This is a genomic window from Pseudomonas sp. CROZ-RG-20F-R04-15 (assembly GCF_022662375.1).
GTDB lineage: Bacteria > Pseudomonadota > Gammaproteobacteria > Pseudomonadales > Pseudomonadaceae > Aquipseudomonas.
In genome coordinates this window covers 203766-224870 of record NZ_JAKNQL010000005.1, presented here as the reverse complement: position 1 = coordinate 224870, position 21105 = coordinate 203766, and the positions used below count along the sequence as shown (strand labels likewise).

The 21105-nt window shown below is 58.5% G+C and carries 21 protein-coding genes; 11 read left to right on the top strand and 10 right to left on the bottom strand.

Features of this window, described 5'->3' with window-relative positions; genetic code table 11:
- Positions 1–4 precede the first annotated feature (4 nt).
- Positions 5–1546: a catalase KatB gene (gene katB / locus L8H52_RS10570; RefSeq protein WP_242206993.1), complete on the bottom strand. Its 1542-nt coding sequence runs from the start codon at positions 1544–1546 to the stop codon at positions 5–7.
- 286 nt (positions 1547–1832) lie between these two features.
- On the opposite strand from katB, the gene mscL reads away from it, so the two are divergent.
- A complete protein-coding gene (mscL, locus tag L8H52_RS10565; protein ID WP_038361758.1) occupies positions 1833–2246 on the top strand; it encodes a large-conductance mechanosensitive channel protein MscL in 414 nt (137 codons plus the stop codon).
- Between the two features lie 45 nt (positions 2247–2291).
- Here the strand turns inward: mscL and L8H52_RS10560 are convergent, their stop codons facing one another.
- Positions 2292–3068 carry a ferredoxin--NADP reductase gene (locus tag L8H52_RS10560; RefSeq protein ID WP_242206992.1) on the bottom strand — a complete coding sequence of 259 codons (777 nt, stop codon included), beginning with the start codon at positions 3066–3068 and terminating at the stop codon, positions 2292–2294.
- A 317-nt stretch (positions 3069–3385) separates the two neighbouring features.
- Between L8H52_RS10560 and L8H52_RS10555 the strand changes: the two genes are divergently transcribed.
- A complete protein-coding gene (locus tag L8H52_RS10555) occupies positions 3386–4099 on the top strand; it encodes an autoinducer binding domain-containing protein (RefSeq protein ID WP_242206991.1) in 714 nt (237 codons plus the stop codon).
- 176 nt (positions 4100–4275) lie between these two features.
- On the top strand, positions 4276–5400 hold the full coding sequence (locus tag L8H52_RS10550) for a class I SAM-dependent methyltransferase (protein ID WP_242206990.1): 1125 nt from the start codon (positions 4276–4278) through the stop codon (positions 5398–5400).
- A 71-nt stretch (positions 5401–5471) separates the two neighbouring features.
- Here the strand turns inward: L8H52_RS10550 and L8H52_RS10545 are convergent, their stop codons facing one another.
- From L8H52_RS10545 to L8H52_RS10535, 3 genes are all read right to left on the bottom strand, one after another.
- Entirely contained in the window at positions 5472–5639 is a 168-nt protein-coding gene (locus L8H52_RS10545; protein ID WP_016773090.1) for a DUF2474 domain-containing protein, read from the bottom strand.
- A 77-nt stretch (positions 5640–5716) separates the two neighbouring features.
- On the bottom strand, positions 5717–6724 hold the full coding sequence (gene cydB / locus L8H52_RS10540) for a cytochrome d ubiquinol oxidase subunit II (protein WP_093434736.1): 1008 nt from the start codon (positions 6722–6724) through the stop codon (positions 5717–5719).
- Between the two features lie 3 nt (positions 6725–6727).
- Positions 6728–8173 (bottom strand): cytochrome ubiquinol oxidase subunit I, encoded by a 1446-nt coding sequence (locus tag L8H52_RS10535; protein WP_242206989.1) that lies wholly within the window; start codon positions 8171–8173, stop codon positions 6728–6730.
- A gap of 459 nt (positions 8174–8632) precedes the next feature.
- Between L8H52_RS10535 and L8H52_RS10530 the strand changes: the two genes are divergently transcribed.
- From L8H52_RS10530 to L8H52_RS10520, 3 genes are all read left to right on the top strand, one after another.
- Positions 8633–9871 (top strand): MFS transporter, encoded by a 1239-nt coding sequence (locus tag L8H52_RS10530; RefSeq protein WP_150775713.1) that lies wholly within the window; start codon positions 8633–8635, stop codon positions 9869–9871.
- Between the two features lie 84 nt (positions 9872–9955).
- The gene (locus tag L8H52_RS10525; protein WP_122607875.1) at positions 9956–10234 is read left to right on the top strand and encodes a type II toxin-antitoxin system RelE/ParE family toxin; all 279 of its coding nucleotides are present in this window, start codon (positions 9956–9958) and stop codon (positions 10232–10234) included.
- A gap of 14 nt (positions 10235–10248) precedes the next feature.
- On the top strand, positions 10249–10536 hold the full coding sequence (locus L8H52_RS10520; RefSeq protein WP_095048728.1) for a HigA family addiction module antitoxin: 288 nt from the start codon (positions 10249–10251) through the stop codon (positions 10534–10536).
- A gap of 11 nt (positions 10537–10547) precedes the next feature.
- Here the strand turns inward: L8H52_RS10520 and L8H52_RS10515 are convergent, their stop codons facing one another.
- Together L8H52_RS10515 and L8H52_RS10510 are read right to left on the bottom strand one after the other, a co-directional pair.
- On the bottom strand, positions 10548–11093 hold the full coding sequence (locus tag L8H52_RS10515) for a DJ-1 family glyoxalase III (protein WP_242206988.1): 546 nt from the start codon (positions 11091–11093) through the stop codon (positions 10548–10550).
- A 66-nt stretch (positions 11094–11159) separates the two neighbouring features.
- Positions 11160–11609, bottom strand: a complete 450-nt coding sequence (locus tag L8H52_RS10510) for a DUF4879 domain-containing protein (RefSeq protein ID WP_242206987.1) — start codon at positions 11607–11609, stop codon at positions 11160–11162.
- 222 nt (positions 11610–11831) lie between these two features.
- On the opposite strand from L8H52_RS10510, the gene L8H52_RS10505 reads away from it, so the two are divergent.
- From L8H52_RS10505 to L8H52_RS10490, 4 genes are all read left to right on the top strand, one after another.
- The gene (locus L8H52_RS10505) at positions 11832–13127 is read left to right on the top strand and encodes an NCS2 family permease (protein WP_064118763.1); all 1296 of its coding nucleotides are present in this window, start codon (positions 11832–11834) and stop codon (positions 13125–13127) included.
- The gene (trmA, locus tag L8H52_RS10500; protein ID WP_242206986.1) at positions 13124–14203 is read left to right on the top strand and encodes a tRNA (uridine(54)-C5)-methyltransferase TrmA; all 1080 of its coding nucleotides are present in this window, start codon (positions 13124–13126) and stop codon (positions 14201–14203) included. Before L8H52_RS10505 ends, trmA begins: the two co-directional genes overlap by 4 nt.
- A 195-nt stretch (positions 14204–14398) precedes the next feature.
- Positions 14399–14839 (top strand): type II 3-dehydroquinate dehydratase, encoded by a 441-nt coding sequence (aroQ, locus tag L8H52_RS10495; RefSeq protein ID WP_242206985.1) that lies wholly within the window; start codon positions 14399–14401, stop codon positions 14837–14839.
- Between the two features lie 5 nt (positions 14840–14844).
- Positions 14845–15699 (top strand): shikimate dehydrogenase, encoded by an 855-nt coding sequence (locus L8H52_RS10490; protein ID WP_242206984.1) that lies wholly within the window; start codon positions 14845–14847, stop codon positions 15697–15699.
- 104 nt (positions 15700–15803) lie between these two features.
- Here the strand turns inward: L8H52_RS10490 and L8H52_RS10485 are convergent, their stop codons facing one another.
- Positions 15804–16481, bottom strand: coding sequence for a TetR family transcriptional regulator (locus L8H52_RS10485; RefSeq protein WP_242206983.1), 678 nt, complete (start codon positions 16479–16481; stop codon positions 15804–15806).
- Positions 16482–16582: 101 nt separating this feature from the next.
- On the bottom strand, positions 16583–18484 hold the full coding sequence (quiC, locus tag L8H52_RS10480; protein WP_242206982.1) for a 3-dehydroshikimate dehydratase QuiC: 1902 nt from the start codon (positions 18482–18484) through the stop codon (positions 16583–16585).
- Between the two features lie 293 nt (positions 18485–18777).
- On the opposite strand from quiC, the gene L8H52_RS10475 reads away from it, so the two are divergent.
- A complete protein-coding gene (locus tag L8H52_RS10475) occupies positions 18778–20091 on the top strand; it encodes an MFS transporter (RefSeq protein WP_242206981.1) in 1314 nt (437 codons plus the stop codon).
- A gap of 129 nt (positions 20092–20220) precedes the next feature.
- On the opposite strand, the gene L8H52_RS10470 is transcribed toward L8H52_RS10475, so the two are convergent.
- A complete protein-coding gene (locus L8H52_RS10470) occupies positions 20221–21099 on the bottom strand; it encodes a DMT family transporter (protein WP_038361795.1) in 879 nt (292 codons plus the stop codon).
- Positions 21100–21105: the final 6 nt, after the last annotated feature.

Genomic DNA, 21105 nt, shown 5'->3' with positions numbered 1-21105 from the left:
GGTATCAGTCGACCAGTTTGGCCGCCAGTGCCTTGACCCGGCTCAGGTCACCCTTGGCCACTTCCGTGACGCCGGTGCCATATTCCGCATCGGCCTTATAAAGGAAGGACAGGATGATGTGCTTGCTCTCGTCATCGGTGCTGGCCAGTGAGCCACCGAAGCTGTCGATCAGGTCCCGGCGTTCCTTTTTGCTGAACGAGCGATACAGATCGCCGGCCTGCTTGAAGTTCTGCTCACGCTGGATCTTCGCCTGCTGGGTGCTGCCCGACAGCGCCGACTGGCTGTATCGGGCGTCTTGCGTCTCCTCTCGGGGTTGCAGGCGGCTCGGCTGATAGTTCACGCCGCTGTTGCTGGCGCCGAAGTTCATCGCGCCATCCTGATTGCCATTGTTCACCGCAACTTTTGCCGCATTGATTGGCAATTGCAGCGCATTGGCACCGAGGCGATACATCTGTGTATCGGCATAAGAAAACACTCGGCCTTGCAACAAGCGATCTTCGGAAGGCTCGATACCCGGAACGATATTCGCGGGTGCCATGGCCACTTGTTCGGTTTCCTGAAACACATTCGCCGGATTACGGTTCAGCACCATTTGTCCAACTTTTCGTTCAGGAATACCTGGCCAGACCTTGGTGGCATCCAATGGATCAAAATCAAACTTGGACAAATCTTGTGGCTTCAGCACTTGAATGTACAAGTCCCATTTTGGGAAGTTGCCCTTGTTTATATTACTCACCAGATCATTGGTCATATGACTGTAGTCTTGACCTTGAACTTTGGCGACTTGCTTCGGCGTCAGATTATTAAGACCCTGCAAGCTTTTCCAGTGAAACTTGACGTAGTGAACTTCGCCCTTGGCGTTGATCAACTTGTAAGCATGTACGCCATTACCGTCCATTTCTCGATAACTGGCAGGAGTGCCCGAGTTCGAATACAACTCGGTCAACGTACGGGTGGCTTCCGGTACATGGGAGAAGAAGTCGAATCGGCGCGAATCGTCGTCGAGGTTAGTCCGTGGATCGGGTTTGAACGCATGCACCATGTCCGGAAACTTGATCGCGTCACGGATGAAAAAGGTCGGGAAATTGTTACCGACCAGGTCCCAGTTGCCGTCAGCCGTGTAGAACTTGGTGGCGAAACCTCGTGGATCGCGCAGGGTTTCCGGCGAGTGATTACCGTGCACCACCGCAGAGAAGCGTACAAACACCGGTGTGCTCTGGCCGGCAGCAAACACTTTTGCCTTGCTCAGGTCGCTGAGATCGTTGGTGACCGTGAACGTGCCATGGGCGCCAGTGCCGCGGGCGTGAACCACGCGCTCGGGAATGCGCTCGCGATCAAAGCGCTGCAGCTTCTGAATCAGTTGTACATCCTGCAGTAGCACCGGGCCGCTGGCACCGGCGGTCTGCGAGTTCTGGTTGTCGCCGACGGCGGCACCGTTATCGCGGGTCAGGGGCGCGGCGTTAACCGAAAAGGTCAACAGGCTGGCGGTGAGTACACCGAGGGTGCGGCGACGGGGAAAAACCCCCAGTCCAAGTGCGGAATTCATATCAGGATCCTCTGGTTGTTTTGGGGCGCATCCAGATGCGCCAACCCAAGGCTAGAGGCCTGCAGCGTTGAACATAAATAGAAAGAACGTAACGCCATGATTGAGAAAATTGGCTTCCTGATCAGCGAGTTACCGTATATTTCGCGCGCGATTGATGGCACTTTGCAAACTAATCGCCAATTGATGTGTCGATAAAAACGGGCATTGTAAGAAGGTGTTTCGCGCAGGACGCGTTTTGCTGATTTACACTGCGTACACCAAACTCATCTGTAACAAGGAAATAACTATGGGCGTGCTAAGTGAGTTCAAGGCCTTCGCGGTCAAAGGCAATGTGGTCGACATGGCCGTCGGTATCATCATCGGTGCCGCGTTCGGCAAGATTGTTTCGTCTTTTGTCGGCGACGTGATCATGCCGCCAATCGGCCTGTTGATCGGTGGGGTGGACTTCAGTGATTTAGCCATCACGCTCAAAGCCGCCGATGGCGCTGCGCCTGCGGTGGTGATGGCCTACGGCAAATTCCTCCAGACCATTCTGGACTTCGTGATCGTCGCTTTCGCGATTTTCATGGGCGTAAAAGCCATCAACCGCCTCAAGCGCGAAGAAGCCGTGGCCCCTACCCTGCCGCCGGTACCGACCAAGGAAGAAGAGTTGCTGGGCGAGATCCGCGACTTGCTCAAGGCCCAGAACACTCGGCCCTGAACCTTTTGCACGATAAACAAACGGCGCCCGCGAGGCGCCGTTTGTTTACCAGTAGTTTTCCACCGCCACCTGGCCGGGCCGACGGGTCAGGCTGAGGCTCATATGGCGTTTTTTCAGTAACGCGCGAGTGTAATCGATCATCTGCGGATTGCCGCACAGCATCACCCGCGAGTGCTCCGCCGATAGCTCAACGCCTGCCGCACGCTCCAGTTCACCGCTGTCGATCAGCGTGGTAATGCGCCCGTGCAGTGCACCCGGATGAGCTTCGCGCGTTACCGTCGCGATGAACTGCAATTTGTGGCCATGCTCACGGAGGTATTCACGCTGCTCAAGCCCGGCAATCAGATCCTGATAGGCCAACTCCCGCGCTTCGCGCACGCTGTACACCAGAATGATGCGCTCGAATTTTTCCCAGACTTCGAAGTCCTGCAAGATTGACAGGAATGGCGCCACACCCGTGCCCGTGGACAACAGCCAGAGATCACGCCCGTCGACGAAGCGATCAAGGGTCAGATACCCGAATGCCTGGCGCTCCACCAGTAAAGTGTCGCCAACCTGTAACCGGCTCAGCTCACTGGTGAACTCACCGCCCGGCACCACGATGGAAAAGAACTCGAGAAACTCGTCAAACGGCGACGACACCATCGAATAAGCGCGCCACACGATACTGCCATCGGCCTTGGTCACCCCGAGCCGGGCGAACTGCCCGGCGCGGAAACGAAACCCCGCGTCACGGGTGGTGCGCAAGGTAAACAGACTCGGCGTCAAGGTTTGCACATCGAGCAAGGTTTGAGGGGTGTATTTCTCGGCACTGGCAGTCATGGGGCACTCCATTGATCGGTGACTGCCAGTGTCGCGCAAATCGAGCCCGCGAAACACCGACGACTGATAATGGTATTCAACAGGCGCCTGACACTGTCAAAACCTTGCTGTCGGAAAGTCAGAATTAGAGCGACAACTTTATATGAAGGGTTAAATGTAAAGTTTATCAATGCTAAAAACTCTTTATGAATAGATCTTCAATGTTCAATACCGAAATAATTTAAAGCCAGACTTAGGAAACGTCCTACACTTCGCTGCGTGCCGGATCTTTTGGATCCATTCCGCGCCCCCCCGCAACGTCGTTGGAGTGTTCAGCAATGGAAACATGGAAGGAATCACAATTGAAACAACTGACGTTTGCCAAGGGAGTAGATGCTGCTTATCCGATTCTGCTGCGATTCGCCGAAAACCTCGGATTCAACTTTTGTGCAATTTCGGTTGTTTCACTCCATCGGGACCTGCCTCTTAACACCTTGCAAATCAATAACTACCCTAAAGAATGGAACTCACAATATGAAGAAAACCATTACAGTAAAATCGATCCACTGATAGCACACTGCAATCATTCAATGACGCCCATTGTCTGGTGCGAATCGGTATTTGCCGAGACCCAGCCGATATGGCAGGGATTACAGCAATATGGACTGCAAAATGGCTGGTCGCAGTCGTTCCATCACGAGCAGAGTGGTTTGTGCAGTATCGTAAGCCTGGCGCGACGACATTGTTCGATCAGTCCTCTGGAGCTGTATGAGCATTTCGGTTACATGTTTTATGCCGCCAGCCACTTGAGTGAAATGTTTGCCCGGTCACTGCCTGCTCATTCTCTCAAGCCCAGCCATCCGCACCTCTCACCAAGGGAGCTGGAGGTTCTGCAGTTATCCGCCGGCGGCAAAACGGCCTATGAGATCTCGAAGATCCTTAGCCTGAGCGAGCGCACGGTGAACTACCACGTGCAAAACGTGATCGAGAAGCTCAACGTCTGCAACAAGATTTCCGCAGTCATAAAAGCCGCCAAAATGCGACTCATCTAGTCGATCAGCCTTGCCTCGTTTAAAAACATTCAGGTAATAACGACGAAAAAAACGTACCATTTGTGACCCTCTTGAGTGATGACGCGAACATTCTGCGTTGCATTACACTCAGTCGGTTCCGCCGCACACTGTCAGGCTGCGGAACACCCCGTTGATTACCCCTGAGTTCCCGCCCGATGCCTTTGCTTGAAACACCCTTCGCCCAACTCGACCTGATCCGCCAGCCCGAACAGCAGAATGAACCGTTGCAAGCCTTCGACGCGGCCGACGAATACCTGCTCAACCATCTGGCGGCACAGCAACCGACGGTTGAAACACGGGTACTGGTGCTCAACGACAGCTTCGGTGCGCTGGCTGCCAGCCTGTTCGGCAAGGTCAAGGTCAGCAGCAGCGGCGACTCCTTCCTGGGGTTTCAGGGTCTGGAAAAAAACCTGCTGCGCAATGGCCAGGCGTTCGACGCCGTTCGCGGGATCCCTGCCAGCGAGCCATTGGTCGGACCGTTCGACCGGGTGCTGATTCGCGTACCGAAAACCCTCGCGTTGCTGGAAGAACAGTTGATCCGCTTGCAAGGGCAGCTCGCGCCCGATGCCGAAGTGATCGCCGCTGCCATGGTCAAACACCTGCCACGCGCCGCCGGTGATCTGCTGGAACGCTACATCGGTCCGGTGCAAGCCTCTCTGGCAGTGAAGAAAGCGCGGCTGTTGATTGCCACACCTGAAGCGAAAGCACCCGCAGTCTCGCCCTACCCTTCGCGGTATCGCCTCGACGAACCTTCGATCGAGTTGCTCAACCACGCCAACGTGTTCTGCCGCGAAGGGCTGGACATTGGCACGCGCGCCTTCCTGCCGCATCTGCCGAAAAATCTTGGCAGCGCCCGAGTCGCCGATCTGGGCTGTGGCAACGGGGTTCTGGCCATCGCGAGTGCGCTGCAAAATCCCGATGCGCATTACACGCTGGTCGACGAATCGTTTATGGCAGTGCAATCGGCTACCGAGAACTGGCACGCAGCGCTGGGTGATCGTGAAGTGATAGCGCGGGCTGGCGATGGCCTGGCCGGGCAGGAGCCGCAATCATTGGATGTGGTGCTGTGCAATCCGCCATTCCATCAGCAGCAGGTAGTTGGAGACTTCCTCGCCTGGCGCATGTTCCAGCAGGCGCGTGAAGCATTGGTAGTGGGCGGCGCGCTGTACATCGTCGGCAACCGCCATTTGGGTTACCACAGCAAACTGGCGCGGTTGTTCCGCGGTGTCGAGCAAGTGGCTGCCACGCCGAAATTCGTGATTCTCAAGGCCCGCAAGTAATCGCGAGGTAAAAAAAACCCTCCGTGAGGAGGGTTGCAAAGCCGTACCCGAAGGCGCCGGGACGGGATGATTCAGTGTGTCGTCAGGCCTGCGGCATTCATGAACATGCGCATCAGGCTGGCGGCGATAAACAGCACGCCAACACTGCCGACCCAGATCAGGGCCAACCAGCCGAGCCGCTGCCACAGCGGTTTTTTTTCTGCTTCTTCAATGTCGTGCAGGGAATGTTTTCCAGTCATTTTCTTCAAACCTCTTCAAGATTGATGGCGCCATCGCCGACGCCATCGCGAGCAGGCTCGCTCCCACAGGGTTTTGCTTAGTGATAGCCGTCTTCGTGGGTGACCTTGCCGCGGAACACGTAGTAGCTCCAGAAGGTGTAACCCAGGATGAACGGGATGATGAACAGCGTGCCCACCAGCATGAAGCCCTGACTTTGCGGCGGTGCGGCAGCGTCCCAGATCGAGATCGACGGCGGCACGATGTTCGGCCACAGGCTGATGCCCAGACCGCTGTAGCCAAGAAAGATCAGCACCAGCGTCAGCAGGAACGGCATGTAGTTGGCATTGCGTGCCACGGCGCGGATCAGCCCGTACATCGTCACCAACACCAGAATCGGCACCGGCATGAACCAGAACAGGTTAGGCATGCTGAACCAGCGCGAGGCGATTTCCGGGTGAGCCAGCGGCGTCCACAGGCTGACGACACCGATCACCGCAAGCAGCACGAAGGCCAGAGGCCGGGCCAGATTGTGCATCTGCTCTTGCAGCTTGCCTTCGGTCTTCATGATCAACCAGGTGCAGCCAAGCAAGGCGTACGCCACCACCAGTGCGGCGCCGCAGAACAGCGTGAACGGCGTCAGCCAGTCGAGTGATCCGCCGGCGAACTGCCGATTGACCACCGGCAAACCGTCGATGAATGCACCCAGCGCCACGCCCTGGAAGAACGTTGCCGCGACCGAACCACCGATGAAGGCCTTGTCCCATAGATGACGTTTGTCGTCCTTGGCCTTGAAGCGGAACTCGAACGCCACGCCACGGAAGATCAGACCGATCAACATAAAAATCAGCGGCAGATACAGCGCCGACAACACCACCGAATACGCCAGCGGGAACGCGCCGAACAGCGCCGCACCACCCAAAACCAGCCAGGTTTCGTTGCCGTCCCAGACCGGGGCGACGGTGTTCATCATCACGTCACGGTCTACTTTGCCGGGGATGAACGGGAAGAGAATCCCGATGCCCAGATCGAAGCCGTCCATGACCACGTACATCATGATGCCGAAGATGATGATCACGGCCCAGATCAGCGGAAGATCAATACCCATGGCTCAAATCTCCTTGGTCAGGCTGGGGGTGTCGTCGTGATCGGCATCGGCCGAATCGTCGGCGGCGGACAACGGACGCGCCGGTGTACGCTGTTTGCCCGGACCACCGTCCGGCGTTTCCGCGCCCTCGCTGATCTTCGGCCCTTTGCGCACCAGACGCATCATGTAGCCGAGCCCCGCACCAAACAGCGCGAAATACACCACTACAAACATGATCAGCGTGATGCTCATCTGCATGAAACTGTGGTTGGAAGACGCATCCGCCGTGCGCATCAAGCCGTAGACCACCCACGGCTGACGGCCAATTTCAGTGGTAAACCAACCGGCGAGAATCGCGATCAGGCCGGATGGCCCCATCCACAACGCCAGATACAGGAACGGCCGCGAGGTGTAGAGCGTGTTGCGTTTGCGCAGCCACAGGCTCCACAGACCGGTGAAGATCATCAGGAAACCGAGGCCGACCATGACCCGGAACGACCAGAACACGATGGTCGAATTCGGCCGGTCTTCCGGCGGAAATTCCTTGAGCGCCGGCACCTGTTTGTCCAGCGAGTGGGTCAGGATCAGGCTGCCGAGGTACGGAATCTCCACGGCGAATTTGGTCTTCTCTTCTTTCATGTCCGGCCAGCCGAACAGAATCAGCGGCGTCGCTTCGTCGCCCTTGTTTTCCCAGTGCCCCTCGATCGCGGCGATTTTCGCCGGCTGATGTTCGAGCGTATTCAGGCCATGGAAGTCGCCGATGACTGCCTGGATCGGCGCGACGATCAGTGCCATCCACATTGCCATCGACAACATGGTGCGGATCGCCGGATTGTCCTTGCCGCGCAGCAAGTGCCAGGCCGCCGATGAGCCGACGAAGAACGCCGTGGCGACAAACGCTGCCGTCGCCATGTGCATCAGGCGATAGGGGAACGAGGGGTTGAAGATGATCGCCAGCCAGTCGGTCGGAATCACCTGACCGTTGACGATTTCGAAGCCCTGTGGCGTTTGCATCCAGCTGTTGGAGGCGAGAATCCAGAAGGTCGAAATCAGCGTGCCGATCGCCACCATGACGGTGGCGAAGAAGTGCAGCCCACGCCCGACCTTGTTCCAGCCGAACAGCATCACGCCGAGGAAACCGGCTTCGAGGAAGAACGCCGTGAGCACCTCATAGGTCAGCAACGGCCCGGTGACGGCGCCGGCGAAGTCCGAGAATCGACTCCAGTTAGTGCCGAACTGGTACGCCATGACCAGCCCCGAGACCACACCCATGCCGAAGTTGACGGCAAAGATCTTCGACCAGAAATGGTAGAGGTCACGGTAAGTGTCGTTGTGGGTTTTCAGCCACAGGCCTTCAAGCACCGCAAGGTAACTCGCCAGACCGATGGTGATGGCCGGGAACAGGATGTGGAACGAGATGGTGAACGCGAATTGAATTCGGGCGAGATCTAGTGCCTCTAAACCGAACATATGGCTTCCTCTGTCAGGTAGTACCGGCTGCGGACCCGGAGGCCTGCACCCACTGCCCCCACGGATATGGAGTGCGGCGAATTCTGATTCGTTCTTTTTAAACAACCATCGCAACGCAGGGAGTCTGGCCAACTGGCCACCGGATCAATTCCTTTTGGGTCTTGATCTGGATCAAGCAACGTTGAAAGAGTAGTCCCATTTTTGCCGATGAACTGCGTGGTCGTTTGCCGCGTGACAAGTTGCCTCACAACCTCGGTAAAGCCCTGCAACACATCCCCGGAGCATCGGCAGCGAGAAAAACAGTACAGATCTCCAGGCCGACGCAAATCCCCGAACAGCAGAATCAATCTGCACCGCAAAAAATCGATGTCCTCCTAACTAAATTTTTTGTCATGGCAACTTCCTGTTACAGACTGGTGATAATCTCGCGGTTCCCCCCCGAGCCAGACCTGCCTTCAGATGCCCAGCCAAGCGCCCCTGCTGTTACGTCACCATCGTCCGTTTCTCGCTTTCTGGTTCGCGCGGATCTTCACCGCCAGCGGTTTCCAGATGCTCACCGTGGCGATCGGCTGGAACCTCTATCAACTGACCGGCAACGTCCTCGATCTGGGCCTGGTCGGGCTGGTCGAATTTGCTCCGCGCGTACTGTTCATGCTGCACACCGGGCATGTCGCCGACCGCTATGACCGGCGCAAAGTTGCGGCGATCTGTCAGTCGTTGCAGGCGTTGATCGCGCTGGCGCTGGCCATCGGCAGCGCCACCGATCATGTCACCCGCGAGATGATCTTCATCCTCGCCTTCCTGCTCGGCGCGGCGCGCTCGTTCGAGATGCCGACTACTCAGGCGTTGCTGCCGAGCATCGTGCCCAGCGCGCTGTTCCCTCGGGCAGTGGCGGCGGCACAGTCGGCGCAGCAGTCGGCGACCATCGTCGCTCCAGCGCTGGGCGGTTTGCTCTACGCATTCGGTAGCGTCTGGGTCTATGGCCCAACCGTGCTGCTTTACGTTATTGCCTGCACCTTGATGCTCAACTTGCCCGCGCGGCAGACACCGTTGAACAAAGGCAAAGCCACGCTGGATTCATTGCTGGCGGGGATTCGTTTCATTCGCAGCCGCCCGGACATTCTCGGGGCGATCTCGCTGGATCTGTTTGCGGTGTTGCTCGGCGGCGCCACGGCGTTGCTGCCGGTGTTCGCCAAGGACATTCTGCTGACCGGGCCGTGGGGCCTCGGCCTGCTGCGCTCGGCACCGGCGGTCGGCGCACTGGGGATGTCGCTGTTCCTCGCGCGGTTTGCCGTCGAGCGCAATGTCGGCCGGGTGATGTTCACAGCGGTGGGCATATTCGGCGTCGCGACCATCGCCTTTGGCCTGTCGACCTCGTTCTGGTTCTCGCTGGCAGTGCTGGTGGTACTTGGCGCGGCGGACATGATCAGCATGGTCATCCGCGCGTCTTTCGTACAACTGGAAACCCCGGACGAAATGCGCGGCCGTGTCAGCGCGGTGAACGGGCTGTTTATCGGCGCCTCAAACCAGTTGGGCGAATTCGAATCCGGCGTCACCGCCCACTGGTTCGGCACCGTGCCGGCAGTGGTGATGGGCGGGATCGGCACGCTGGTGGTGACGGGGACATGGATCAAGTTATTTCCGACGCTGGCTAACCGGGATCGGATGCATGTGCCGGTGGAGGAAGTGAAGGTCTGACAACCTCCAAAGCACAAGAAAACTGAAAATGTGCGGTACATAGTTACCGCACCGAGTGTAATGTATCGCCTTACACTCGAGCCCATGATCAAATCCTTTCAGCACAAAGGCCTTCGAGGCTTCTATGAAACAGGTTCGACTCGCGGGATTCGTGCCGACCACGCAAAACGGCTGTCGCGCATGCTGCAGTTCATGGATCGCGCTACGCTTCCCGCAGATCTGGACCTTCCGGGTTGGCGCCTGCATCGATTGAAAGGTGAACTGACGGAGTACTGGTCGCTGAGCGTTTCAGGCAACTGGCGAGTGATCTTTCGTTTTGTCGGTTCGGATATCGAACTGGTCGATTATCTGGACTACCACTGACAGGAGGCAGGCTCATGCCCATGCACAACCCGCCACACCCCGGCGAAACACTGCTGATGGATGTTTTGCCCGAGCTTGGCATCAGCGTGACCGAATTGGCCCGACACTTGGGCTTCGCACGCCCGCATCTTTCACGTGTATTACACGGACATGCGCCCATCAGCCCGGATCTGGCTGTGCGTCTTGAGCGTGCCGGCATTGGCAAGGCGCGTGTGTGGCTAGGCGTACAAACCGACTACGATCTGTGGCAAGCGGAGCATCGGGAGCAACCGGTTATCGAACTGATCGCTGTCCACGCCTGACACCTCCGCGATTACAAATCCCCCGCCACTTTCGCCCGCAAGGCCTTGCCGCCCAGTTGTTCGACCAGCGTCAAGGCAAATTCCAGCGCAGCGCTGGAGCCTTGCGCGGTGATGCAATTGCCGTCGACCACCACCGGTTGATCAACAAACGTACAGCCCGAGAGTTGATGGCTGGCGCTGGGCAGGCAGGTCATGCGCCGCTGGCGCAGCACCCCGAAGCTTTGCAGGGCGATGGCCGGGGCTTCGGCGATGGCGGCGAACAGGCGTCCGGCGCTGGATTGATCCTTGAGCAGTTGTTGCAGCGGTTGATGCGCCGCCAGGTGTTGTGCGCCGACGGCGCCGCCGGGCAGGACGATCAGGTCGAAGGTTTGCGCCAGCACATCGACCAGCATGCCGTCGGCGGTCAGGCGCGTGCCGCGAGCGCAGGTGAGCATGCGCCGGCCTTCGATGCTGGCCGCCACCACTTCGACGCCGGCCCTGCGCAACACGTCGATCAGGGTCACACTTTGCAGATCATCGATGCCCTCGGCGAGGGTAATCAGGGCTCTAAAGGTCATGGGCGCTATCCGCTGGGTGATACGTGAAGCGTAGTCAGCTTCAACCGGATCGCGCTGCAACAGCCGTTACTTGATGTAAAGCTGGGTCGACATTGTGTTGCGTGGCGCGTTGATCGAGGTGTTGCTGAAGGTGAAGGTGCCTTCCTGTTTGCCCGCCAGATCGAAGGTATAAAGAGAACCGACGGTTTTATTACCGGGAGTACATTCGGTCAGGTTACCGTTATCAAAGGCACACACCGGGGCACGGGTGCCGTTCACTTCAAAACCGTCCAGTGCGACCTGAGGCTGGCTCTTGCCGTAGCCGACTTCGAGCACGTAGACCTTGATATTCGGTCCGCTGTGATTGCATTGGGTCTGCGTCTGCCCGTCGCCGATGTCTTCAAGCCCGCAGGCAGGCGATTGCACCTTGATGACTTTCACTTGCGTCAACGGCGGTGCCGATGCCGCCCAGGCTGGCGACATCCCGGCTGTCAGCGTTGCGATTAACCCGAAAGCGTTCATCCAGCGCTTGCTCATGCGTTCCCCACCCCGAAAAATTCAGCGCGCAGTATGGCGCAGTTGGCTTCAACGCAAAACTTCGCCGACGATCGACACCAACAACCGCCATATTCCTCACGCTGCTGGTATGATGCGCGGCTTTTTCCGGCCCACCACAATTTTTCAGGCGCTTGCGACGGTCTGTGCTTTGCTGTTGAGGTCGATACATTCACGGCGCTACGCGCGCCACGGGGAGCAGACATGCTGGAAAGGCTGTTTCAACTCAAGGCACACAACACCAACGTGCGCACCGAGATTCTGGCGGGCATCACGACTTTCTTGGCCATGGCCTACATTCTGTTCGTCAACCCGAGCATTCTCGGCGAGACCGGCATGGACAAAGGTGCGGTGTTTGTCGCCACCTGTCTGGCGGCTGCCATCGGTTCGACCGTCATGGGCCTGATCGCCAACTACCCGATCGCCCTCGCCCCGGGCATGGGTCTGAACGCCTTCTTCACCTACACCGTGGTCCTGCACATGGGCCACACCTGGCAAGTGGCGCTGGGTGCGGTGTTCATTTCGGCGGTGCTGTTCTTCCTGCTGTCGATCTTCCGCATCCGTGAATGGATCATCAACAGCATCCCGTTGCCACTGCGCTCGGCGATTGCTGCCGGTATAGGCCTGTTCCTGGCACTGATCGCCCTGCACAACGCGGGCATCGTCGTCAGCAACCCGGCGACCATGGTCGGCCTCGGTGACCTGAAACAACCTGCACCGATTCTCGCTACCCTAGGTTTCGCCCTGATCGTAGCCCTCGAAGCGCTGAAAGTGCGCGGTGCGGTACTGATCGGCATTCTGGCGGTGACCATCGTTTCCATCGTGATGGGCTTCACTCCGTTCAACGGCGTGACATCGATGCCACCTTCGCTGGCCCCGACCTTCCTGCAACTGGACATCAAAGGCGCACTGGATATCGGTCTGGTCAGCGTGATCTTCGCCTTCCTGTTCGTCGACCTGTTCGACAACTCCGGCACCCTGATCGGCGTCGCCAAGCGCGCCGGCCTGATGGGCAAGGACGGCCACATGCCGAAAATGGGTCGTGCACTGATCGCCGACAGCACCGCGGCCATGGCCGGTTCGTTGCTGGGTACTTCGACCACCACCAGTTACATCGAATCCGCAGCCGGCGTCAGTGCCGGCGGCCGTACTGGCCTGACCGCCATTGTCGTCGCGATTCTGTTTCTGCTGGCGCTGTTCTTCTCGCCATTGGCAGCCAGCGTTCCGGCGTTCGCCACCGCGCCGGCACTGCTGTTCGTCGCCGTGTTGATGACTTCGGGTCTGGCGGAAATAGACTGGGACGACATCACCGTCGCCGCACCGGTCGTGGTGACCGCGCTGGCCATGCCATTCACTTACTCGATCGCCAACGGCATCGCCTTCGGTTTCATCTCCTGGACCGTGATCAAGCTGCTGTCGGGTCGTGCCCGTGAACTGAACCCGGCGCTGGTGATTCTGTCGATTCTGTTTGTGATCAAGTTGGGTTGGTTCAACGCATGACTTTCGATTCCCAGGCTTACGCCGAGCAACTTGAAGCCAAGGTCACGCGTTTGCGTGATCTGCTGGCGCCGTTCGATGCCCCCGAGCCGAGCGTGTTCGATTCGCCGCTGCAGAACTTCCGTCTGCGCGCCGAGTTTCGCCTGTGGCGCGAGGGCGGCGATCGGCATTACGCGATGTTCGCTCAAGACGACAAACGCACGCCGATCCTGATCGAAGAGTTCCCGATCGCCAGCCTGCGCATCAATCAGTTGATGCCGCAGTTGAAAGCGGCATGGCAGGCCAGTTCGGCGCTGAGCCACAAGCTGTTTCAGGTCGAGTTCCTGACCACACTGTCCGGCGATGCGATGATCACCCTGTGCTATCACCGCCCGCTGGACGAGCACTGGCACGCGGCGGCGACCAAACTGGCGGCGGATCTCGGCGTCAGCATCATCGGTCGCTCGAAAGGCAAACGCGAAGTGCTCGGGCTCGATTACGTGGTCGAGAAACTCGACGTCGGCGGTCGCACGTTCAGCTATCGCCAGCCGGAAGGCGCGTTCACCCAGCCGAACGGCACGGTGAACCAGAAGATGCTCAACTGGGCGTACGAAGCGCTGGGCGATCGCACTGACGATCTGCTGGAGCTGTATTGCGGCAACGGCAACTTCACCCTGCCGCTCGCCACCCGCGTGCGCAAAGTGCTGGCCACCGAAATCAGCAAGACCTCGGTCAACGCCGCGTTGAGCAACCTCAGCGAAAACGCTGTGGATAACGTCACCCTGGTGCGTTTGTCCGCCGAAGAACTGACCGAAGCGCTCAACGAAGTGCGCCCGTTCCGTCGCCTGCAAGGCATCGACCTGAAGAGCTACGAGTTCGGCAGCGTCTTCGTCGACCCGCCACGCGCCGGCATGGACCCGGACACCTGCGAACTGACCCGTCGTTTCGACAACATCCTGTACATCTCCTGCAACCCGGAAACCCTGGCGGCGAACATCGCCCAGTTGCACGACACGCACCGTATTACCCAGTGCGCGTTGTTTGACCAGTTCCCGTGGACGCATCACATGGAATCGGGTGTGTTGTTGACCCGGCGTTGATTGCGGGAAGCTGATACGAGAAAGCCGTCGTGATTGACGGCTTTTTTGTGCGCGCTCATTTGTTTGTGCGATCACCGAACATAAATCGGCCAGACCATTTTTGTTCAATTGACCATGGTAACCATCTAGTACATTTTATCTCCACAGGCCGAAACCTCTGGCCAAAGCCAAAAACAATAAGTGGAGTTACCCCTCATGCCCCCTATCGTTCTGGTGCTCAACGGCCCGAACCTGAACCTGCTCGGCACCCGCGAGCCGGCGACTTACGGTCACGAAACCCTGGCGGATATTTCTGCGTTGTGCGGTCGTGCGGCTGAAGAATTTGGCTTGGCCGTGGAGTTTCGCCAGACCAACCACGAAGGCGAACTGCTCGACTGGATTCACTCGGCACGTGGCCGTTGCGCCGGGATCGTGATCAACCCGGCAGCGTGGACGCACACTTCGGTGGCGATTCGCGATGCGCTGGTGGCCAGTGAATTGCCGGTGATCGAAGTGCACCTGTCGAACGTTCATGCCCGCGAGCCGTTTCGTCATCACTCGTTTGTTTCGGCGATTGCCACAGCGGTCATGGCCGGTTTTGGCAGTCATGGCTATCGCCTGGCACTGGAACATTTCAGTCAGCGGTTGAAGGGGTGAATGTCATGGCTCGCTCTAACGTAATACTCGCCGGGCTGATCGGCGCTGGTATTCAGGCCTCGCGCACGCCGGCGCTGCATGAGCACGAAGGTGATGCGCAGGGCATGCGCTATCTGTATCGATTGATCGATCTCGATCAGCTGAAAATGGACAGCACCGCCCTGCCAGACTTGCTGCTGGCGGCCGAGCGGATGAACTACACCGGGCTGAACATTACCTTTCCGTGCAAGCAGGCGATCATTCCGCTGCTCGATGAATTGTCACCGGAAGCCAAAGGCATCGGCGCGGTGAACACGGTGGTGCTGAAAGACGGCAAGCGTGTCGGCCACAACACCGATTGCCTCGGTTTCGCTGAGGGTTTTCGCCGCGGTCTGAAGGACGCTGCCCGTGAGCGTGTGGTCCAGATGGGCGCCGGTGGCGCAGGCGCGGCAGTGGCCCACGCGTTGTTGAGCGAAGGCGTACAGAAACTGAGCATTTTTGATGTCGACAGTGAGCGCGCCGAGAGTCTGGCGAACAATCTCAACCAGCACTTCGGATTTGGTCGTGCCGTGGCCGGGCGAGATCTGCCGAGCACGCTGAATCAGGCCGACGGTCTGGTCAACACCACGCCGATGGGCATGGCCAAACTGCCGGGCATGCCGGTGCCGGTCGAACTCCTGCGTAAGGATTTGTGGGTGGCGGAGATTGTGTATTTCCCGCTGGAAACCGAACTGCTGCGCAACGCCCGCGCGCTGGGTTGCCGGACCCTGGATGGCGGCAACATGGCGGTGTTTCAGGCAGTGAAGGCGTTTGAGTTGTTCAGCGGCGTGGCGCCGGATGCGCAGCGGATGCTCGCGCATTTTCAAAGCATGAATGGCTAAAAACCTGTGGGAGCGAGCCTGCTCGCGAAGGCGTACCTTCAGTCGACATATTTACTGACTGACACACCGCTATCGCGAGCAGGCTCACTCCTACAAAAGCAGCGTCAGGCTTGCAGGTAGCGCAAAACGGATTCGCAAATCATCTCGCGATGCCGCTGCTTGATGCTTTCATCCGGCAGATCGATCTGGAAGATCTCGCCAAATGTGTGCCGGTTCGATACGCGATAGAAGCAGAACGAACTGATCAGCAAATGCACATCCAGCGCATCCAGCCCCGCACGGAACACGCCCTCTTCAGCACCACGCCGCAGAATCTCGCCGAGTGAATCGAGGATAGTGTTGTTCATCGCCTTGATCGCATCGGAACGCTTCACGAACTCGGCGTTGTGGATGTTTTCGATGCTGACGATGCGCACGAAATCGACGTTGCGGTCGTGGTGATCGAAGGTGAATTCGACCAGACGCCGAATCGCCTCCACCGGCGCCAGCTCGGCCAGATGCAGACGGTTTTCGGTGCTGCGAATATCACCGTAAAGCTTCTCCAGCACCTCGACGTACAGCTGCTCCTTACTGCCGAAGTAGTAATAGATCATGCGTTTGGAGGTGTGTATGCGTTCGGCGATCGCATCGACGCGAGCGCCCGACAAACCTTGCTGGACGAACTCGACGATCGCCTCCTGCAGGATGTTCTCGCGGGTCTTTTCCGGGTTGTTCTTGCGACTCTTGCGCGGCTCTACGGCGGATACGGCAGTAGCTGCGGAAAGTTCTGTATTCATCGTCATTGCGGGCTCACGGCCATCACTGCACAGGCGGCGATTATGGGCCGCGCAGCACAGTGAAGGAAGCTGCGGGACCTGTGTTTAATCCCGCGTTTACGAATTTCCTACAACTTCGCTTGGCGCACGGCGCCACTGCGTGACTTGGCCATCGCCGCCAGACGCACCGCGACGTTCGCCGCGCCGTAGCCGGCATAGCCGTTCTTGCGCTGAATGATCTCGAAGAAGAAACGCCCTTCGAACGGTTCGGTGTAGACGTGGAACAGCTCACCGCCCTGGGCATCACGGTCGTACAAGACGTTGTAATACGCCAGTTCGCTGAGGAATTCATCGTCGAAATCGAAGCGCGCGGCAAGGTCGTCGTAATAGTTGAGCGGAATATCCAGCAGCGGCACACCCGCCTCTTTGGCGCGACTGACTTCGGCGAAGATGTCGTCACAATCGAAGGCGATGTGATGTACACCCGAACCACGATAGCTCGACAGCGCGTGGGAGATCGCAGTGTTGCGGTTCTCGGAAATATTCAGCGGCAAGCGGATCGAGCTGTCGCGGCTACGCAAGGCACGGCTCTTCACCAGACCATACGGATCGGGCAGCACCACTTCGTCGTCCGCCTCGAAATCCAGCAGGCTCTTATAGAACAACACCCAACTGTCGAGGCTGTCGGCCGGCAGCGCCATGGCCATGTGATCGATTCGCTTGAGACCGCCACGGGCCGGCGCGTCTGCCAGCAGATTGAAATCAGTGCCGTAGACATCGGCTTGTTCATCCACCAGATAGATCAAGCTGCCATCCGGAGCACGCACTGCCGCCAGTTCCAATTCGTTAGGGCCGACCAGTCCGCGATAGGGCTGACCTTTGTAAGCGACGGCGCGCGCCAAGGCACTGGCGCTGTCCTTGACCCGCACGGCGGTGGCGCACAGTGACGGGCCATGAGCCTCGAAAAAGCTGTGAGCAAACGAATACGGCTCGGAGTTGAGAATCAGGTTGATATCGCCCTGACGCAACAGGCTCACGCTCTTGGAGCGGTGCTGCCCGGCCTTGACGAACCCCAAGCGCTCCAGCCAGTTCGACAGCTTGGCGCCGAGGCTTTCATCAACGGCAAACTCAAGAAACTCGATGCCGTTGTATTCGCTGGCCTTCGGCGTTTCGAAAAGAATTTCGCGATTGGCCACAGGTTGGGCTTCCTGCTCAAGACGCTGGCGGGTTTTCTCTTCCAGATACAGCAGCGAACGCAAACCGTCGGCAGCATTGGCTCGTGGTGGCGCGGCGCGGAAGCCATCGTTGAAAATTTCCAGCGACAGCGGCCCGGTGTAACCGCTTTGAATAATCGGCGCGAGGAACCCTGGCAGATCGAATTCGCCCTGCCCCGGGAAGCAGCGGAAATGCCGGCTCCACTCCAGCACATCCATTTGCAGAATCGGTGCGTCGGCCATTTGCACGAAGAAGATCTTGTCGCCGGGAATATCGGCGATAGCACGCGGATCGCCCTTCAGCGACAAGGTATGAAAGCTGTCGAGCAATACGCCGAGGCTCGGGTGATCGGCCTGACGCACGATGTCCCAGACCTGTTGATAAGTATTCACATGACGACCCCACGCCAGCGCTTCGTAGCCAATGCGCAAGCCGCGTGCGCCGGCGCGTTCGGCCAGCAGGCGCAAGTCATCGACCAGAATCTGTTGATCACCGACGCTGTCGGCCGAAGCGTTGCTGCATACCAGTACCAGATCGGTGCCGAGTTCCTGCATCAGGTCGAACTTGCGTTCGGCGCGCTCAAGATTGCGCGCCAGGCGATCGCGGCGGCAGCCTTCGAAATCGCGGAACGGCTGGAACAGCGTGATGGCGATGCCGAGGTCGGCGCACATCTGTTTAATTTCCCGCGGACTGCCGTCGTAGTACAGGAGGTCGTTTTCGAAAATCTCCACCCCGTCGAACCCGGCGGCGGCAATGGCTTCGAGTTTTTCCGGCAGGGTGCCGCTCAAGGAAACGGTGGCAATGGAACGCTGCATTATTCAACTCCCGGACTGCGCCGCTTTTGGCTGGGATGGTTTTTGTAGTGTGGGAAATTATTGGCTGCATCACTGCGCACAGCAATTTAAAGTGTACTACCCGGTTAGTTTTGCGTGCGATTATCGAACACAATGGCGGTTTGGCGAATTGACGATTTTTCGTCCACTGCCCAACATCGGCTGCACATTGAGTCCGGCTCTGAACCGCCGGTCGCAGCGTGCACAGAAAAAAGCACACCAAATAACAAATCCAAAAACGGGTGGAACACATGATTCCTTCACAGACTTCCCGCATGGCCCCGGCCATAAGCACTGCCACGGGTGGCATCGGCGACAAGATCCGCGGCGCCATGGCTGTCGGCAAGACCCGTTGGGGCATGCTGGCGCTGGTGTTTTTCGCCACTACCCTGAACTACATTGACCGCGCCGCCCTTGGCGTCATGCAGCCGATCCTCGCCAAGGAAATGAGCTGGACGGCGATGGATTACGCCAACATCAACTTCTGGTTTCAGGTCGGCTACGCGATCGGTTTCGTCCTGCAGGGTCGCTTGATCGACCGGGTCGGCGTCAAACGCGTGTTCTTCTGCGCCGTGCTGCTCTGGAGCCTGGCCACCGGTGCTCACGGTCTCGCGACGTCGGCCGTTGGCTTTATGGTCTGCCGGTTTATCCTCGGTCTGACTGAAGCGGCGAACTACCCGGCCTGCGTGAAAACCACACGTCTGTGGTTCCCGGCCGGCGAACGTGCAGTGGCCACCGGCATCTTCAACGCCGGCACCAACGTTGGCGCGATGTTCACGCCAATGCTGCTGCCGCTGGTTCTCCACGTATGGGGCTGGCAAGCGGCGTTCCTGTGCATGTCGGCACTCGGCGGGATCTGGTTGTTGTTCTGGGGCTTGAAGTATTTCAACCCGGAAGATCACCCAAGCGTTAAACAGTCCGAACTGGACTACATCCAGCAAGAAGTCGAACCGGAACAGGCCCGCGTGCCGTTCTCGAAAATCCTCCGTATGCGCGGCACCTGGGCCTTCGCCCTCGCCTACTCGCTGACCGCGCCGGTGTTCTGGTTCTACCTGTACTGGCTGCCGCCGTTCCTCAATCAGCAATACAACCTGGGCATCAACGTCACCCAGATGGGCATTCCGCTGATCATCATCTACGTCACGGCTGACTTCGGCAGCGTCGGTGGCGGCATCTTGTCTTCGTTCCTGATCGGTCGCGGGATGAACTCGATCAAGGCGCGGCTGTTGTCGATGTTCCTGTTTGCCTGCTGCATCATCGGCGTGATCATGGCCGCTGGCTCTGCCAATCTGTGGGTTGCAGTGGCCGCGATCTCTCTGGCCATCGGTGCGCATCAGGCCTGGACCGCGAACATCTGGAGCCTGGTGATGGACTACACGCCCAAACACATGATGAGTACGGTGTTCGGTTTCGGCGGCATGTGCGCGGCGATTGGCGGGATGTTCATGACCCAGATCGTCGGCCACATCCTCACCGTCACCAACAACAACTACACCGTGTTGTTCACCCTGATTCCGGCGATGTACTTCATTGCGCTGACGTGGATGTACTTCATGGCCCCGCGCAAGATTCCGACCGTTACCGAATAACCTGGCCACTAGACTGGCCCCTTGTGGGAGCGAGCTTGCTCGCGAATGCGGACTGACAGTCGAAACAAATGTGACTGACACACCGCTTTCGCGAGCAAGCTCGCTCCCACAGTTTCTTGTGTTGTCAGCTCAGCGGCGGCTTTGCTGCCACGCTGCCGCCAGTCCGCTGCAACAGATCACTGCGATGCCGATCACCGTCAACAGACTCGGCGTGTGATTGAACAGCAACCAGCCCAACAACCCGGCAAACACGATCTGGCAATAACCGAACGGCGCCAGCAGCGCCGGAGCGGCATGACGGAATGCCTGGGTCAGAAACAAATGCGCGGTCATCCCGCAACTGCCCAGCGCCAGCATCAGCCCGGCATGCGTCAACGTCGGCACCTGCCAGAAGAACGGCACCAGTGCACTCATCACCAGCGTATTGCACAGCCCGGCGAAAAAGTTGCTGGTGGTCGGGCTGTCGACCTCGGCGAGCTTGCGGGTCAGCAGTTGATAGAAGCAGAAAAACAGCGCCGAGCAGAACGGCAGCAACACCGCCGGGGTGAACAGTTCACCGCCCGGGTGGACGATGATCAAGACGCCGATAAAGCCGCAGATCACCGCGATCCATTGACCGCGTGTCACCCGTTCTTTGAGCAACGGTACCGACAACGCCGTCACCAAAACCGGCGCAAGAAAGTTCACCGCCGTGGCTTCCGCCAGCGGGATATACAGCAGGGCTGTGGTGAAAAACAGACTGGTGCCGAGCAGGCAAAGTGCTCGGGTCAACTGCCATAAAGGCTTCTTGGTGCGCAGGACGCGCAGCCCGGACTGCGGCAGAAAAATCCCCGCCATCAGCAGCGTGTGCACCAGATAGCGCGCCCAGACCACCATCACGATCGGATAGAAACCCGAAAGGTATTTCGACAACGCGTCGTGACTGGAGAACAGGAAAGTTGCCACGACAATCAGCAAGATTCCCTTGAAGGGTTGGTTGACACCGGAGAGCGGGGTGCTGACGGTCATTGGTTA

What these genes read in the sequence shown, in the direction of transcription:
- katB (WP_242206993.1), bottom strand. Translation starts at nt 1,546, where the DNA reads ATGAATTCCGCACTTGGACTGGGGGTTTTTCCCCGTCGCCGCACCCTC.
- mscL (WP_038361758.1), top strand. Translation starts at nt 1,833, where the DNA reads ATGGGCGTGCTAAGTGAGTTCAAGGCCTTCGCGGTCAAAGGCAATGTG.
- L8H52_RS10560 (WP_242206992.1), bottom strand. Translation starts at nt 3,068, where the DNA reads ATGACTGCCAGTGCCGAGAAATACACCCCTCAAACCTTGCTCGATGTG.
- L8H52_RS10555 (WP_242206991.1), top strand. Translation starts at nt 3,386, where the DNA reads ATGGAAACATGGAAGGAATCACAATTGAAACAACTGACGTTTGCCAAG.
- L8H52_RS10550 (WP_242206990.1), top strand. Translation starts at nt 4,276, where the DNA reads ATGCCTTTGCTTGAAACACCCTTCGCCCAACTCGACCTGATCCGCCAG.
- L8H52_RS10545 (WP_016773090.1), bottom strand. Translation starts at nt 5,639, where the DNA reads ATGACTGGAAAACATTCCCTGCACGACATTGAAGAAGCAGAAAAAAAA.
- cydB (WP_093434736.1), bottom strand. Translation starts at nt 6,724, where the DNA reads ATGGGTATTGATCTTCCGCTGATCTGGGCCGTGATCATCATCTTCGGC.
- L8H52_RS10535 (WP_242206989.1), bottom strand. Translation starts at nt 8,173, where the DNA reads ATGTTCGGTTTAGAGGCACTAGATCTCGCCCGAATTCAATTCGCGTTC.
- L8H52_RS10530 (WP_150775713.1), top strand. Translation starts at nt 8,633, where the DNA reads ATGCCCAGCCAAGCGCCCCTGCTGTTACGTCACCATCGTCCGTTTCTC.
- L8H52_RS10525 (WP_122607875.1), top strand. Translation starts at nt 9,956, where the DNA reads ATGATCAAATCCTTTCAGCACAAAGGCCTTCGAGGCTTCTATGAAACA.
- L8H52_RS10520 (WP_095048728.1), top strand. Translation starts at nt 10,249, where the DNA reads ATGCCCATGCACAACCCGCCACACCCCGGCGAAACACTGCTGATGGAT.
- L8H52_RS10515 (WP_242206988.1), bottom strand. Translation starts at nt 11,093, where the DNA reads ATGACCTTTAGAGCCCTGATTACCCTCGCCGAGGGCATCGATGATCTG.
- L8H52_RS10510 (WP_242206987.1), bottom strand. Translation starts at nt 11,609, where the DNA reads ATGAGCAAGCGCTGGATGAACGCTTTCGGGTTAATCGCAACGCTGACA.
- L8H52_RS10505 (WP_064118763.1), top strand. Translation starts at nt 11,832, where the DNA reads ATGCTGGAAAGGCTGTTTCAACTCAAGGCACACAACACCAACGTGCGC.
- trmA (WP_242206986.1), top strand. Translation starts at nt 13,124, where the DNA reads ATGACTTTCGATTCCCAGGCTTACGCCGAGCAACTTGAAGCCAAGGTC.
- aroQ (WP_242206985.1), top strand. Translation starts at nt 14,399, where the DNA reads ATGCCCCCTATCGTTCTGGTGCTCAACGGCCCGAACCTGAACCTGCTC.
- L8H52_RS10490 (WP_242206984.1), top strand. Translation starts at nt 14,845, where the DNA reads ATGGCTCGCTCTAACGTAATACTCGCCGGGCTGATCGGCGCTGGTATT.
- L8H52_RS10485 (WP_242206983.1), bottom strand. Translation starts at nt 16,481, where the DNA reads ATGACGATGAATACAGAACTTTCCGCAGCTACTGCCGTATCCGCCGTA.
- quiC (WP_242206982.1), bottom strand. Translation starts at nt 18,484, where the DNA reads ATGCAGCGTTCCATTGCCACCGTTTCCTTGAGCGGCACCCTGCCGGAA.
- L8H52_RS10475 (WP_242206981.1), top strand. Translation starts at nt 18,778, where the DNA reads ATGGCCCCGGCCATAAGCACTGCCACGGGTGGCATCGGCGACAAGATC.
- L8H52_RS10470 (WP_038361795.1), bottom strand. Translation starts at nt 21,099, where the DNA reads ATGACCGTCAGCACCCCGCTCTCCGGTGTCAACCAACCCTTCAAGGGA.